Origin of the sequence: Streptosporangium sp. NPDC002721 (assembly GCF_042888905.1) — a bacterium.
Classification (GTDB): Bacteria; Actinomycetota; Actinomycetes; order Streptosporangiales; family Streptosporangiaceae; genus Streptosporangium.
This window is the reverse complement of sequence record NZ_JBIAQI010000007.1, coordinates 294,990-309,044: the sequence shown is the minus strand read 5'-3', so window position 1 is coordinate 309,044 and position 14,055 is coordinate 294,990. Positions and strand designations below refer to the sequence as shown.

Below are 14,055 nucleotides of genomic sequence, written 5' to 3'. Positions count from 1 at the left end.
CGGAGCCGACGGGATCATCGCACTCGTCGGCTCCGGCGCCTTTTTCGCGGGTCCCCGTCAGTCGTCGGGCGGATGGTCGCCGTTCGCGTTCCGGATGCGCTCGCCGGTCCAGACGGCGATCTGGGCCCGCGAGTGGAAGCCGAGCTTGGTCATGATGTGCTCGACGTGACCTTCGGCGGTGCGCTGGGCGATCGTCAGCGAGGCCGCGATCTCCTTGTTGCTCAGTCCCCGGGCGACGAGCTTGGCGATCTCCGTCTCCCTGCGGGTCAGCGGTGAGGGCGCCTCGGCCTCGCCGGAGGGCTCGTCGCGGGGCGCCTCCTCCTCCAGGGCGAAGGCGACGGCCTCCTCGCACCGCATCCTCGAGCCCTGCCTGACCATGGCGTCGAAGCCCTGCCTGCCGAGGGCCTCGCGACTGCGCTCCTCGCACTCGTCGTGGTAGCGCGTCAGGTGCCCGAAACCGGACAGCGGAGCCCCGATGGCCTGCCAGACCGCCTCCAGCACCCCCAGCAACCTGGCCGCCCGCCGGTGGTCGCCGTTCGCGGCGGCGATCCAGGCCAGCACCTCCAGGTTGACGCCGACGCCCAGGAGATCGTCGAGGGAGCGGTTGAACCTCAAGCTCTCCTTCTCCAGTTCGGCGGCGCGCGAGGTGTCGCCCTGGCGCCAGACCCCGAGACCGAGCGCCATCATCGCGTACGCCCGGTGCCAGCCCTCCCCGTGGGCGTCGCACAGCGCGATGCACTCCTCCCCGGCGGCGATGGAGCCGGACCAGTCGTCACGGAAGGAGTGGGCGAGGCAGAGCCGGACGAGCGCCAGCGCCTGGCCCGCCGGGTCGTCGTCGTCGCGGTGGCGCGCCGCCGCCTCCTCGTACAGGCCGATCGCGAGGTCGGAGTCTCCCCGGAACATGGCGATCATCCCCGAGTAGAGCGCGACGTAGGCCAGGACCGGCCCGTGCCCGGGACTCCTGCCGAGCTTCCCGGCCTCCTCCAGCATCGCCGCGGCGGAGACGATGTCGGCCTGGATGATGGCCAGCCAGCTGTCGGACCACAGCGCGCGGCCCCGGACCTCGTCGGAGCCGGTACCGCACAGGAGGCTCAGGTCCAGCCAGTGGCGCCCCTCCCTGAGGTAGTGGCTCGTGATCCAGTGGTAGAGCAGGTCGGCGGCCATGCCCAGGCCGGCGGTGGCCTCCCCGGGCTCGCCGAAGCAGTACTCCAGCGCGGTGCGCAGGTTGGCGTGGTCGAGCTTCAGCCTGCCCAGCCAGGACACCTGGAGCGGGCCGAACCGCGCCGCGTACGCCTCCGCCGCCAGCCGCCGGTAGTGGTCGCGGTGCAGCCGCCGCAGGGCCCCCTCCTGCCCGGAGGCCACGAGCTTCTCCCTGCCGTACTGCCTGATCGTCTCCAGCAGCCGGTAGCGGGTCGCGGTGGAGGCCGGGGGAGGGTCCTCCCGTATCAGGATCGACTTGCCCACCAGCCCGATCACCAGGTCGACCACCTCCTCGCGGTCGATGCCGTCCCCCGAGCAGACCGCCTCGGCCGCCGCGAGGTCCAGGCCGTCGGTGAACACCGAGGCGCGCTCCCACAGCAGCTGCTCCTTCTCGGTGCACAGGGCGTAGCTCCAGTCGATCAGCGCGCGCAGTGTCTGCTGGCGGGGCAGCGTCGCGGGCGAACCGCCGGTGAGCAGCCGGAACCGGTCGTCCAGCCGGGCCAGCAGCTCCTCGGGGGAGAGGGCGCGCAGCCGCACGGCCGCCAGCTCGATCGCGAGCGGGATGCCGTCCAGCCGCCGGCAGATCCGCTCCACCGCCGACCGGTTCGCCGCGGTGAGCGTGAAGTCCGGCAGTACGGCGGTGGCCCGCTCGACGAACAGGCGTACCGCCTCCGACTGCGCCGGCGGCTCCGCGGACGGCCCCGGACGGCCGGGGCCCGGCGGTGGCGGCAGCGGCAGGGTCGGCACGACCAGTGTCTGCTCGCCGGAGATGCCCAGCGTCTGCCGGCTGGTGGCGAGGATGCGCAGGGAGGGGGCCGCACGGACCAGGGTCCCGGCCAGTACGGCGCAGGCCCGCAGGAGGTGCTCGCAGTTGTCGAGGATCAGCAGCGCCCGCTTGTCCCGCAGGTGGTCGATGAGCACCTCCACCGGGGGCCGGTGGGAGACGTCCCTGATCGCCAGGGCCTCGTTCACCGATCCGGCGAGCAGCTCGGGGTTCTCCAGGCCGGCGAGCTCGACCAGCCACACCCCGTCGGGGAACGCCCGCTGGACGTCGGCGGCGACGCGCAGGGCCAGCCGGGTCTTGCCGACCCCGCCGGGGCCGGTGAGGGTCACCACGTGCGCCGCGGACAGCAGTCGCTTGACCTCGGCCATCTCGTGCCGACGCCCCACGAAACTGGTCACCTCGGGGGGCAGGTCCGTCGCCTGCCACCGCTTCGGGGTCACCTCATCCATCAGCGTCCATCAGCGCCTCACGCCGGCTTCGGCATCCGGCCGGCACAGTCCACACTATGCGCAGGTCGTTCGCCCGCGCGTACCCCGTGAGCTGGGCGGGAGCCGGTTGGGCACGGGCCGCCGCACCGGCGCGGCCCCGGTCACGTCACAGGAGGCGGTCCAGGAGGCCGCCCAGGTCGATGTCCACCAGGGCCGGCCCGTTCCCGGGAGGACCCTCCGAGTCCCGGGGGTCACGCGGTCCCGGGTCCGTGCTCGTGTCCGGGGCCGGGGTCGTCTCGGGGCCGGTGTCAGGGCTCGTGCCCGGGTCGGGGTCGCAGGAGGGCAGGTCGATCCGGGCGGTCCGGGAGGGCGCGTCGCCCTCGGGCACGGTGGTGATCGTCACCAGCCGGGTGACGTACCCCCCGCACCGGGGCGGATCGGCGAACTCCCCGGTCACCTCCCGCTCGTACTCGGTGTCGCCGGACAGCTCCAGCTCCCGCGTACCGCCGGGCAGCACCTCGCGCGTGTCCCCGAGCCGCTGCGCGAACCCGAGCCGCACGATCACCGCCGAGGCGCTGGGGGTCCTCACCCGGAAGCCGACCGTGGTGCCGTCGAAGGAGGTGATCGAGACCTCGGGGGGCGCGCACGCCTCGCCGCGTACCCTCTGCGTGCGGCTGACCGTCCCGCCCGGGAAGCGGGGCGAGGTCGAGACCGTGACCCGGCGGTAGAGGGTCTGCCCGCAGGCCGGGACGGCGAAGGTGTGCGGGACGGTGTGCGAGTAGGTCCTCAGCCCGCCGATCACGGAGGTCTGCGAGCCCGTCCGGGCGAGCCGGTCGCGGTCGGGCCCCTCGGCGAAGGTGATGGTCACCCCGACGTCACCCGTGGTGGAGGCGCGGAAGCCGACCGTGGTCCCGTGCCCGTCGATCCCCACGATCCTCAGGCCGCTGACCGCGTGCACGGCCCCCGGCGCCCCCGTCCCGGTGGGGTCCGGTGCCGGCGACCGGGTGGACGTGGGCAGGGGCGTGGGCCTGCCGGTGGGGGGCGCGGTCCGCGAGGGCGTGGGCAGCGGGGGCGGCGGCTGCGAACCGGTCGGGGAGGGGGGTGAGGGAGGCGGGGAGACCGGCGTCCGCGTGGGGACCGGGGACGGGGGCGGCGGGGGTGACGGGGGCGACGGGGGCGCTGTGACCTGGCCGGGGTTCGCGCCGCTGGAGGGGGACGCGGGTTTCCTGGCGGCGGCGCTCCCGGAGGGGCGGTCCGGCCCGGTGGAGGGCTCGGGAGGCGGCGGGACCTCGCTCCGCCGCCGCTGCGCGGGGGTCTCCTCGATCATCGCGGAGCTGGGCGGCGGGGTGAAGATCGTGTCGGCGGAGAGCCGGTCCTGCGGCCGGTTGGCCGCGATCACCCCCGCGGTCATCGCGACGGTGATCACCCCCAGCCCGGCCAGGGTCCTGGGCCCCAGCCGGGGCCGGCGCACCCGCCCCACCCGGCCGAGCACCGTCTGGGCGACCGAGGAGGAGGCCTTCGGCGCGGGCTTGGCCAGCGGGAACGCCAGTGCCAGCAGCGTGGCGAGCTCGGCCAGGTGCCGCCGCCCGCGCTGCTCCCAATCCGGCCCGTACGCCGCCAGCGCCGCCGTCTCCAGCTCCTCCAGGAACGCCCGCGCGCTCTGCGGCCGGTCCGCCGGGTTCTTGGCCATGCCCCGCATGACCAGCCCGCGCACCGAGCCGGGCACCTCCTCAGCCGGGATCGCCTCGTGCCGGTGGCGGTGCATCAGCACCAGGCGGTGGTCGGCCAGGTAGGGCCTGCGCCCGGTGAGGCACTCGAAGAACACGCACGTGGCCGCGTAGACGTCGGTCGCCGTGCTCGCCGGTGCCCCCTCCCACTGCTCGGGGGCCATGTAGGCCGGGGTGCCGGCGGTCATCCCGGCCTCCCCGACGTGGGCGGCGATGCCGAAGTCGGCCAGCTTGCTGCCGCCGTCGGCCTGGATCAGCACGTTCTCGGGCTTGTAGTCGCGGTGCACGACCCCGGCGTCGTGCGCGAAGGCCAGGCCGAGCAGCGAGCCCTTGAGCACGGTCAGCGCCGCCTCCGGGCTCGTGCTGCCGTGCTCGGACAGGATCCGCCTGAGCGCGACCCCGTCGACGAGCTCCATCACGATCGCGGCCTCGAGGACGTCCTCGTAGTACTCGTAGAGCTGGACCACGTTCGGATCCTGGAGCTCCACCATGACGCGCGCCTCCGCGCGGAAGCGCGTCAGGAAGCGGTGATCGTCCTTCAGGGTCGCGTTGAGGTATTTGATGGCCACGTAGGCACCGGTGGGGGCGTACGTGGCCAGCACCACGCGCCCGCCCCCGCCGGCGCCGAGTTCCCGAACCTCGCGGTATCCCGGAACCATCCCGTCCCCTTCCGAGTGCCGTCGACTTGTTCGACGGTCTCACCCATGCGGTTGGTTGTCACGATTGGTCAACTTTTGCGGAGGGTGATGCTGGAATCGTGCTCGGTAGCGGAGCGTGCCGGGGTTCGGCGAGCCGGGGAGGCCTAAGGGAGTGATTCGTAGACGGCCTCGGCCAGGCGGTAGGCGCGAAGGTTCCCCGCGGCGGCGCCCGCCATCCTGTTCATCGTGTACGCCAGGCCCAGGCCGTGCTCGGCGTCGCCGAGGCCCAGCGACCCGCCCATGCCGGTGTGGCCGAACGCGCTCTCCGCGCCCCTCGCGGGGGTGAGGAAGGTCATCGACGGGCGCATGTAGCCCAGCCCGAAGGAGCTGTCGACGAACAGCACCCTGTCCGGGCCGCTCACCCTCCTGCGCGTCGCGCCGGCCAGGGTCTCCGGGCGCAGGATCCGCCCGGAGACCAGGTCGCGGTAGAAGCCCGCCAGGGCCCGCGCGGTGGTGACGGCGCCCATCGCGGGCCAGCCGGCGCGCAGGACGACCGGGTGGTTGGCGCCGCCCCGCAGCCTGTGGATCGGCGGGTTGCCCAGGGCCCGGTTCATCAGGCTGTCCCTGTCGAGCGAGGCCCTGGCCATCTCGTAGACCGGGTCCCCCGGCCCCTGCCCCGGCAGCTCCGCCACCGGCGCGGGTTCCGCGGGCGCAGTCTCTGTAGGTGCCGTGGGGCGTTCCCCGGCGGACAGCCGGGCCGCCCGCGCCGCCACGTCGTCCGGGGCGCCGATCCAGAGCTCCAGGCCGAGGGGTCCGGAGATCTCGGCGGCCACGATCTCGCCCACGGACTTGCCCGACACCCTGCGGACCACCTCGCCGACCAGGAACCCGTAGGTCAGCGCGTGGTAGCCGTGCGCGGTGCCCGGCTCCCAGATCGGCTCCTGCCCGGCCAGCCGGTCGGCGATGGCGGCCTGGTCCTCGAACTCCTCGACCGGGACCGGTTCCTCGATCGCGGGCAGCCCCGCCTGATGGGTGAGGAGGTGCTCGACGGTGACGCGATCCTTGCCGCGCCGCGCGAACTCCGGCCAGACGTCCGCGACCGGCGCGGTGACGTCGAGCAGGCCGCGCTCGGCCAGCAGCTGCGCGACCGTCGCGGTCACCGCCTTGGTGCACGAGTACGCCAGCACGGGGGTGTCGCGCTCCCAGGCCCGCCCGCTGCGGCGGTCGGCGACCCCGCCCCACAGGTCCACGACCGGCTCGCCGTCGAGGAAGACCGCGAACGACGCGCCCAGCTCCTCGCCGCCGGCGAAGTGCGCGTCGAACACCTCCCGCACCCGCGAGAACCGCGGGTCGCAGTGCCCGTACGTGTCCACGCGGCCCCTGGTCCCGCCCTCTTCCGCCATCGCCCGTCCCGGTGTCTTAAAGTGAGCACTTGCTTGGTGGTCGAGCCTAACAACCGGAGCCGTCCGGGCACAGGAGAGCGGGGTCCTCTCCTTGGCCGTCCCATGGTCCCGGCGGGCGTGGCGACGCGCGGCGCGACCTGGGAAACTCTCCTCACGCGCGACGCGGGCGGACCGTTCCCCGCCAGGTGGGGCGCGGCAGAAAAGCCAGGTCGGGCAGTGGCTAGAGTAGTTGTACTAACATCTGAAATTACTTCCCCGGGGAGAAGCATGAGCCGTCCACAGCGGGGGACCCTTCGCGATGTGCGCAAGGGCAACCGGTCCGTGGTCCTGTGGACGCTGTACTTCGCCGGCGAGCTGAGCAGGCACGACCTGGCCCAGCTGACCGGGCTCAGCGCCGCCACGGTCAGCAACGTGATCGGCGACCTCATCACGGACGGCATCGTGGTGGAGACCGGCTCCGTCGACTCCGACGGCGGACGGCCGCGGATCATGCTCAGGGTCGACCCCTCGTACGGATACGTGGTCGGGGTGGGCGTCGGGGAGACGCGCGTCCGCGTGGAGCTGTACGACCTGGCGATGGGGGAGCGGGCGAGGAAGGAGTTCGCCCTCGACCCCAGCCACCACGAACCGGCCGTGGTGGCCCGGCACATCCTCGACGGCCTCCAGGCGGTCCTGTCCGACGCGGGCGCCACGGAGTCCGAGGTGCTCGGCATGGGCCTCGGCGTCCCCGGCGTCGCCGAGCAGGGCTCCGACCTGCTCATCCACGCCCGCGCGTTCGGCTGGGACGGGGTTCCCCTGGGCGCGCTCATCCGCGAGGGCACCTCGCTGCCGGTCTTCGCCGACAACGGCGTCAAGACGACCGGCCAGGCGGAGCTCTGGTTCGGCGCGGGCAAGGGCGCCCAGCACCTGGTCATGACCTTCATCGGCACGGGGGCCGGGGCGAGCATCATCAACGGCGGCGTCACCTACCGGGGGACGGCGAGCGGCGCGGGCGAGTGGGGCCACACGAAGATCGTCCTCGACGGACGCCCCTGCCGCTGCGGCGGCCAGGGCTGCCTGGAGGCCTACATCGGCGCCGAGGCGATCCTGGCCGGGGCGGGCAGGGACCTGGGGGGTGACGACGAGGAGCGCGTCTTCGCCGAACTCCTCGCCGACCCGCTGGCCCGGCCCGCGCTCGACGAGGCCGTCCGCTGCCTGGGGGCCGGGCTGGCCAACCTGATCAACCTCTTCAACCCCGAGCGCGTCATCCTCGGGGGCTGGGCCGGGTCCCTCCTCGGGCGGAGGTTCCTGCCCGAGATCCGCGCCGCCGCCGCCCGGTACGCCCTGCCGCTGCCCTTCTCCCAGGCGTCGATCGAGCTGGGCAGGCTCGGCGCCGAGGCGGTCGCCCTGGGCGCGGCCACCCTGGTCGTCGAGGACTTCCTGCTGCGCAGCCACGTGGTGCGCCCCGCGGGCCGCGTCGCGACCCCGGCCCCGGCCGGACACGCGCCCGCCTGACTCCGGGCGCGGCGTCCCGCAATCCGGGCGGGGGGGTCGGCAAACGCTTTCCGGGAACCCCGGGACTGTTGACGCCGTCTCCGTTCAGCACTTATTTTGCATTCTGTACTAAGAGTGATGATGACGTAGGGGATGGCTGTGGGCAGGTTGTACATCGACGGGACATTCCAGGACGCCGCCTCAGGAGGCACCGCCCCCGTGCACGAGAAGGCGACCGGCGCGCCGATCGGCACGTACGCGCTGGGAGGTCCCGCCGACGTCGACCGGGCCGTCGCCGCCGCCCGCGCCGCGCAGCCCGCCTGGGCCGCCCTCTCGGCCCCTGAGCGGGCCGGATACCTGCGAGGCCTCGCCGAGCACCTGCAGAGCCGCTACGACGAGCTGGTCGAGCTGAGCATGCGCGAGACGGGCGGGGTGCGGGCCAAGGCCGAGGACGAGGTGGGCACGAGCATCCGCCAGCTCCTCATCTCCTCGGTCCAGGCCACCGAGAACGCCGGGGACGTCCTGCCCCCGTACAAGGCGGGCAAGCTCTCGCTGTCGCGCGCGGTGCCGCTGGGCGTGATCGGCGTCATCACGCCGTGGAACTACCCGATGAACCTCGCCATGCGGATGGTCGCGCCCGGCCTGGCGTTCGGCAACACCATCGTGCTCAAGCCCGCCGAGCTCACCCCGCTGGTCGGCGGCCACGTGCTGGCCGAGGCCGCCGAGGCAGTCGGGCTGCCCGCCGGGGTGTTCAACGTGGTCACCGGGGACGGCCCCGAGGCGGGCTGGGCGCTGGCCGACCACCGGGGGCTGGACCTGCTGGACTTCACCGGCTCCCGCGAGGTCGGCCTGGCCATCGCGGCCTCCGCGGCCACCGACCTGCGCGCGATCCGCCTGGAGCTGGGCGGCGACAACGCCTTCATCGTCCTGGAGGACGCAGACGTCGAGCTGGCCGCGTCCCACGCCATGATCGCCTCCCTGGAGTTCCAGGGACAGACGTGCATCAGCTCCAGCAGGCACATCGTCGTGCGCGAGGTCGCCGACCGCTACCTGGAGGCCGTGACCAGGCGGGTCGAGGCGCTGCGCCTGGGCGACCCGATGTCGCCGGAGACCGACCTGGGACCGCTGATCAGCGAGGGCCAGCGGGACCGGCTGCACGGGCGGATCGTCGCGCCCTCGATCGCCAAGGGCGCCCGGCTGGTCACCGGCGGCACCTACGACGGGTTGTTCTACCGCCCCACCGTGCTGGCCGACGTGACCCCGGACATGCCCGCGTTCACCGAGGAGATCTTCGGGCCGGTCATCCCGGTGACGGTGGTCGACTCCGAGGACGAGGCCGTCGAGCTCGCCAACCGGCACCCGATGATGATGGACTCGGTGTTCACCGCCGACCTGATGCGCGGCATGGACGTGGCCGAGCGGCTGCGGGCGGGCGAGGTCCACGTCAACGACGCGCACGCCCGCCACGGGGCGGAGAACCAGATGCCGGGCTTCACCAGGCGCCAGTGGATCGGGGTCCAGCGCACCCCGCTCACCCTGCCCGCCTGGGCGAGCGACCCGGCCGGCCGCCGATGAGGAGGGCACTGGTCGTCCGCGGCGGCTGGGAGGGGCACGTCCCCGTCGAGGCGACCGAGCTGTTCGTCCCCGAGCTGGCCGCCGCGGGCTTCGAGGTGACGACCGCCGACGACCTGGAGGTCTACGCCGACGGGCCGCTGCTGGCCGGGACCGACCTGGTCGTGCAGTGCTGGACGGGCGGCGTCCTGACGCGGGAGCAGGAGGCGGGACTGGTGTCGGCGGTCCGCGCGGGCACCGGCTTCGCGGGCTGGCACGGCGGCCTGGTGGCGACCTTCGACGGCAGCCACGACTATCTCCGGATGGTCGGCGGGCTCTTCCTGCACCACCCCGAGGACTTCCTCACCTACGACGTCGTCATCGACCCCGCGCACGCCGCGCACCCGATCGTCGCCGGGCTGGACGACTTCACCGTCGAGACCGAGCAGTACTGGATGCTCACCGACGCCCACAACGAGGTCCTCGCCACCACCCGGTTCGTCTCCCCGGAGACCGTCATGCCCGTCGTCTGGACCCGCCGGTGGGGGAGGGGGAAGGTCTTCTTCTCCGCCGTCGGCCACCGGATGGAGGACCTGCGGCACCCCACCGTGTACGAGCTCACCCGGCGCGGCCTGATCTGGGCCGGCCGGTGACCGCCGGTCCGCCCTCGGTGGTGCCGGCGACGTACCCGGTGCTGCCCTCGGTGGTGCCGGCGATGTACCCGGGGCTGCCCGCCCGCCTGTTTCCCCCGGCCGTCGCCGACCGCCTGCGCGCGGTCGCCGAGGCCGACCTGGCGGCGCCGCTCACCGACTTCGCCTCCGACGAGGCGCTCGCGCGCCTGGAGCGGGCGGAGGTCCTGGTCACCGGCTGGGGCTGCCCGCTCATCGACGAGCCCGTGCTGCGGCACGCGCCGCGCCTGCGGGCCGTCGTGCACGCCGCGGGGAGCGTCAAGGGCCACGTCGGCGAGGCCGTGTTCGCCCGGGGGATCCGGGTGAGCTCGGCCGCCTCGGCGAACGCCCTGCCGGTCGCCGAGTACACCGTGGCGATGATCCTGCTCACCGGCAAGTCCGTCCTCGCGCTCGCCCGCGAGTACCGCGACAGGAAGGTGGACCTGCGCCTGTACCAGGGGCGCGACGGCCACCGCGACTACGGCGACTACGGCAACTACGGCAGGACCGTCGGCCTGGTCGGGGCCTCCAGGATCGGCAGGAGGGTCGCGGAACTGCTCGCCCCCTTCGACCTGGAGGTGCTGATCGCCGATCCGTACCTGGACGTCCGGGGCGCGCGGGAGCTCGGCGCGCGCCTGGTCGACGTCGACGAGCTGTTCGCCGCCGCCGACATCGTCTCCCTGCACGCCCCGGCCACCGAGGCCACGATCGGGATGGTCGGCGCGGCCCGCCTGGCCGCGATGCGTGACGGCGCGACGCTCATCAACACCGCCAGGGGCTCCCTGGTGGACCAGGGGGCGCTCGTCGCCGAGCTGGCCACCGGCAGGCTGTCGGCGGTGCTCGACGTGACCGAGCCGGAGGTCGTCCCCGCGGACTCGGTGCTGTGGGACCTGCCCAACGTCATCCTCACCCCGCACGTCGCCGGGGCGCTGGGCAACGAGCTGGCCAGGCTGGGGGCGTGCGCGGTGGAGGAGGTGCTCCTGGCGCTGGCGGGCCGGCCGCTGCGCCACCCGGTGGACCCGGACCTGCTGGCGATCACCGCGTGACACGGCGGGGCCGTCCGCGGATCGACCACCGTGTGACCGGCCGGAGCCGCCCTGAACCGCCTGACACGGATGTTCCCCTTTCCGGGGCGGGGAGCATCCGTGTCAGGTGACGCGCGGGACTCCCGGGGTCAGATCCCGTTCCTGCCGATGACCCCGCTGTACCACAGCGCGCTGTCCTTGAGGACGCGCGTCTGGGTGTCGTAGTCGACGTGGATCAGCCCGAACCGCTTGTCGTAGCCGTAGGCCCACTCGAAGTTGTCCATCAGCGACCAGGCCAGGTAGCCGCGCAGGTCGACCCCCTCCTGGATCGCCTGGTGGGCGGCGAGCAGGTGGGTGCGCAGGTAGTCGACGCGCTCGGCGTCGGCCACCCTGCCGTCCTCGGCGGAGTCGTGGTAGGCGGCGCCGTTCTCGGTGATCATCAGCGGGGTGGACGGGTAGTCCCGGGCCAGCCGCACGAGGAGCCTGCGCAGGCCGTCCGCCTCGACGGGCCAGCCCATCGCGGTCACCGGCAGGTCGGGCTCGGGGTGCTCGACGCCCTCGGTGCCGGGGAAGCGGTCGGAGGAGGGCGTGCCCACCTTCGCCGCGACGTGGGTCGGCGCGTAGTAGTTGACCCCCAGGAAGTCGATCGGGGCGCCGATGAGCTCCTCGTCGCCGTCGAGGATGTGGCCCAGGCCGGTGAAGCGGGCCGTGTGCTCCAGCATGTCGGCCGGGTAGCGCCCGTACACGATCGGGTCGAGGAAGATCCGGTTGTGCAGGCCGTCGACGAGCCTGGCCGCCGCGACGTCGTGCCGGTCCTGCGGGTCGCGGGGGGAGACCGGGGTGAGGTTGACCGTGACCGAGACCTCCCTGGCGCCGGCCGCGCGCAGGGCGCGGGCCGCCAGGCCGTGGCCGAGCAGCAGGTGGTGCGCCGCGAGGAAGGCCGAGGCCGGCTCGGCGCGGCCGGGAGCCTGGTCGACGGTGCCGTACCCGAGGAAGGCCGAGCACCACGGCTCGTTGAGGGTGGTCCAGGTCCTGACCCGGTCCCCGAGCCGGTCGTACACCGCCTCCGCGTACCCGGCGAAGTGGTGGGCGGTGTCGCGCGCGGTCCACCCGCCCCGGTCCTCCAGGACCTGCGGCAGGTCCCAGTGGTACAGCGTGGCCATGGGGTTGATCCCGGCGGCCAGCAGGGTGTCCACCAGCCGGTCGTAGAAGTCGAGGCCGCGGGGGTTCACCGGTCCGGTGCCGTCGGGCTTGATCCGGGGCCAGGAGATGGAGAAGCGGTAGGTGTCGACGCCGAGTTCCCTCATGAGGGCGACGTCCTCGGCGTAGCGGTGGTAGTGGTCGCAGGCGACGTCGCCGGTCTGTCCGAGGTGCACCCGGTCCGGGGTCCTGGAGAAGGTGTCCCAGATGGAGGGGGTGCGGCCGTCCTCCGCGGTGGCGCCCTCGATCTGGTAGGCGGCGGTGGCGACCCCCCAGCGGAAAGCGGGCGGGAACAGGGCCAGGCCGGTGCCGGTCCGGTCGTCGGTCTGGGTCATCCCTTGATCGCTCCTTGCGTGGTTACGCGGATGTGTCGCCTGACGAGCAGCGCCGGGACGACGGTCGGTGGCGGGGCGGTGCCCAGTGGGTGCCCAGCGGGCGCCCAACCGGTGTCCCCTGAGCGTCGAGTCACCCTCCCGCGCTTCGTGAGCGCTCACGGGGAGTGGTGACTGCTCAACTTCGAGGCTTAATTCATATTGAAATTTAAGAGGAAAAGCTCCGTCTGCGTCAAGGTGGCGTTATCGAGTCGTTTCCCAGGTTACGGACCGTGCCGCTCCGTGCCGGAGAGACGCCGGGACCCCCGGCCGCCACCCGCCACCTGGGGCGGAAGCCGCCGCCGGTGTCCGGTAGCTTTCCGTGAGTGACTGTCCTTCTGCCCGGTGTGGCGCTCACCGACCACGTGTTCACCGCTCCCCTCGACCACGCCGACCCCGGCGGCGAGACGATCGAGGTCTTCGCCCGCGAGGCGGTCGACCCGGCGCGGCGGGGGGAGGACCTGCCGTGGCTGCTGTTCCTGCAGGGCGGTCCCGGCGGCAAGTCGCCGCGCCCGGCCGCCGCCGACGGGTGGCTGGGGCACGCGCTCAGGACCCACCGGGTCCTCCTGCTCGACCAGCGGGGGACCGGCCGCAGCACCCCCATCACCGCGAAGACCGCCCATGGCACGGACGCCGAGCTCGCCGCCCGCCTCGGGCACTTCCGGGCCGACTCGATCGTGGCCGACGCCGAGCTGATCCGGCGCGAGCTCTGCGGCGACCGGCCGTGGGAGACCCTGGGCCAGAGCTACGGCGGCTTCATCACGCTGACCTACCTCTCGCGGGCCCCCGAGGGCCTGGCGACCTGCTACGTGACCGGCGGGCTGTCCGGGCTCGACGCCACCGCCGACGACGTCTACTCCCGCACCTACCCGCGCGTCCGCGACAAGGTGAACCGCCACTTCGCCCGCTACCCGCACGACTCGGGCCGCCTCGACGCGATAGCCGCCCACCTGCGCCGTAACGAGGTCCTGCTCCCCGACGGCGACGTGCTGACCGTACGCCGCCTGCAGACCCTCGGCATGTGCCTGGGCATGAGCGACGGGGCCGAATACCTGCACTGGGTGCTGGAGGAGGCCTGGACCGGCGACAGGCTCTCCGACCTGTTCCTGTACGAGGTCATGATGGCCACCGGCTTCGTGGGCAACCCGCTCTACGCGGTCCTGCACGAGTCGATCTACGCCCAGGGTGCCGCCACCGCCTGGGCCGCGCACCGGCTGCTGCCCGGGGAGTTCCGCGAGGACGCGGCGACGACGCTGCCCACCGGGGAGATGATCTACCCCTGGATGTTCGACGAGATCGCCGCGCTCCGCCCCTTCAAGGGCGCCGCCGAGATCCTCGCCGCGACCACCGACTGGCCCGCCCTCTACGACCCCGCCCGGCTCGCCGCCAACCGGGTCCCTGTGGTCGCCGCCGTCTACTACGACGACATGTACGTCGACGAGGGCCTGTCCATGCGCACCGCGCGGGCGGTGGGCAACGTGCGGACCTGGGTGACCAACGAGTGGCAGCACGACGGGGTCCGCGTCTCGGGGGGCGGCGTCCTCGCCCGCCTGATGGACATCGCCAAGGGCGTCCACGGCTCCTGAC

The 14,055-nt window shown here is 73.4% G+C and carries 9 protein-coding genes; 5 read left to right on the top strand and 4 right to left on the bottom strand.

The features are described 5' to 3' along the window. Positions 1 to 57 precede the first annotated feature (57 nt). The 3 genes from ACFYWM_RS12065 to ACFYWM_RS12055 all read right to left on the bottom strand — a co-directional run bounded on the left by ACFYWM_RS12065 (position 58) and on the right by ACFYWM_RS12055 (position 6,180). Complete coding sequence (locus tag ACFYWM_RS12065; RefSeq protein ID WP_389912623.1) at positions 58 to 2,433, bottom strand: ATP-binding protein; 2,376 nt, start codon at positions 2,431 to 2,433, stop codon at positions 58 to 60. 145 nt (positions 2,434 to 2,578) lie between these two features. After that, positions 2,579 to 4,798, bottom strand: a complete 2,220-nt coding sequence (locus tag ACFYWM_RS12060; protein WP_389912620.1) for a protein kinase — start codon at positions 4,796 to 4,798, stop codon at positions 2,579 to 2,581. A 143-nt stretch (positions 4,799 to 4,941) separates the two neighbouring features. Further along, complete coding sequence (locus ACFYWM_RS12055; RefSeq protein ID WP_389912617.1) at positions 4,942 to 6,180, bottom strand: serine hydrolase domain-containing protein; 1,239 nt, start codon at positions 6,178 to 6,180, stop codon at positions 4,942 to 4,944. A 267-nt stretch (positions 6,181 to 6,447) separates the two neighbouring features. Here ACFYWM_RS12055 and ACFYWM_RS12050 point away from each other — a divergent pair, with 267 nt between their 5' ends. From ACFYWM_RS12050 to ACFYWM_RS12035, 4 genes are all read left to right on the top strand, one after another. Beyond that, positions 6,448 to 7,674 carry an ROK family protein gene (locus ACFYWM_RS12050; RefSeq protein WP_389912614.1) on the top strand — a complete coding sequence of 409 codons (1,227 nt, stop codon included), beginning with the start codon at positions 6,448 to 6,450 and terminating at the stop codon, positions 7,672 to 7,674. 138 nt (positions 7,675 to 7,812) lie between these two features. Beyond that, entirely contained in the window at positions 7,813 to 9,228 is a 1,416-nt protein-coding gene (locus ACFYWM_RS12045) for an aldehyde dehydrogenase family protein (protein ID WP_389912611.1), read from the top strand. Beyond that, complete coding sequence (locus ACFYWM_RS12040) at positions 9,225 to 9,857, top strand: ThuA domain-containing protein (RefSeq protein WP_389912608.1); 633 nt, start codon at positions 9,225 to 9,227, stop codon at positions 9,855 to 9,857. Before ACFYWM_RS12045 ends, ACFYWM_RS12040 begins: the two co-directional genes overlap by 4 nt. Further along, positions 9,854 to 10,918, top strand: coding sequence for a hydroxyacid dehydrogenase (locus ACFYWM_RS12035; RefSeq protein WP_389912605.1), 1,065 nt, complete (start codon positions 9,854 to 9,856; stop codon positions 10,916 to 10,918). Before ACFYWM_RS12040 ends, ACFYWM_RS12035 begins: the two co-directional genes overlap by 4 nt. Positions 10,919 to 11,046: 128 nt before the next feature. Here the strand turns inward: ACFYWM_RS12035 and ACFYWM_RS12030 are convergent, their stop codons facing one another. Continuing rightward, positions 11,047 to 12,432, bottom strand: coding sequence for a GH1 family beta-glucosidase (locus tag ACFYWM_RS12030; protein WP_389912602.1), 1,386 nt, complete (start codon positions 12,430 to 12,432; stop codon positions 11,047 to 11,049). A 362-nt stretch (positions 12,433 to 12,794) separates the two neighbouring features. Here ACFYWM_RS12030 and ACFYWM_RS12025 point away from each other — a divergent pair, with 362 nt between their 5' ends. Continuing rightward, positions 12,795 to 14,054, top strand: a complete 1,260-nt coding sequence (locus ACFYWM_RS12025; protein WP_389912599.1) for an alpha/beta fold hydrolase — start codon at positions 12,795 to 12,797, stop codon at positions 14,052 to 14,054. The last annotated feature ends 1 nt before the right edge of the window (position 14,055 follow it).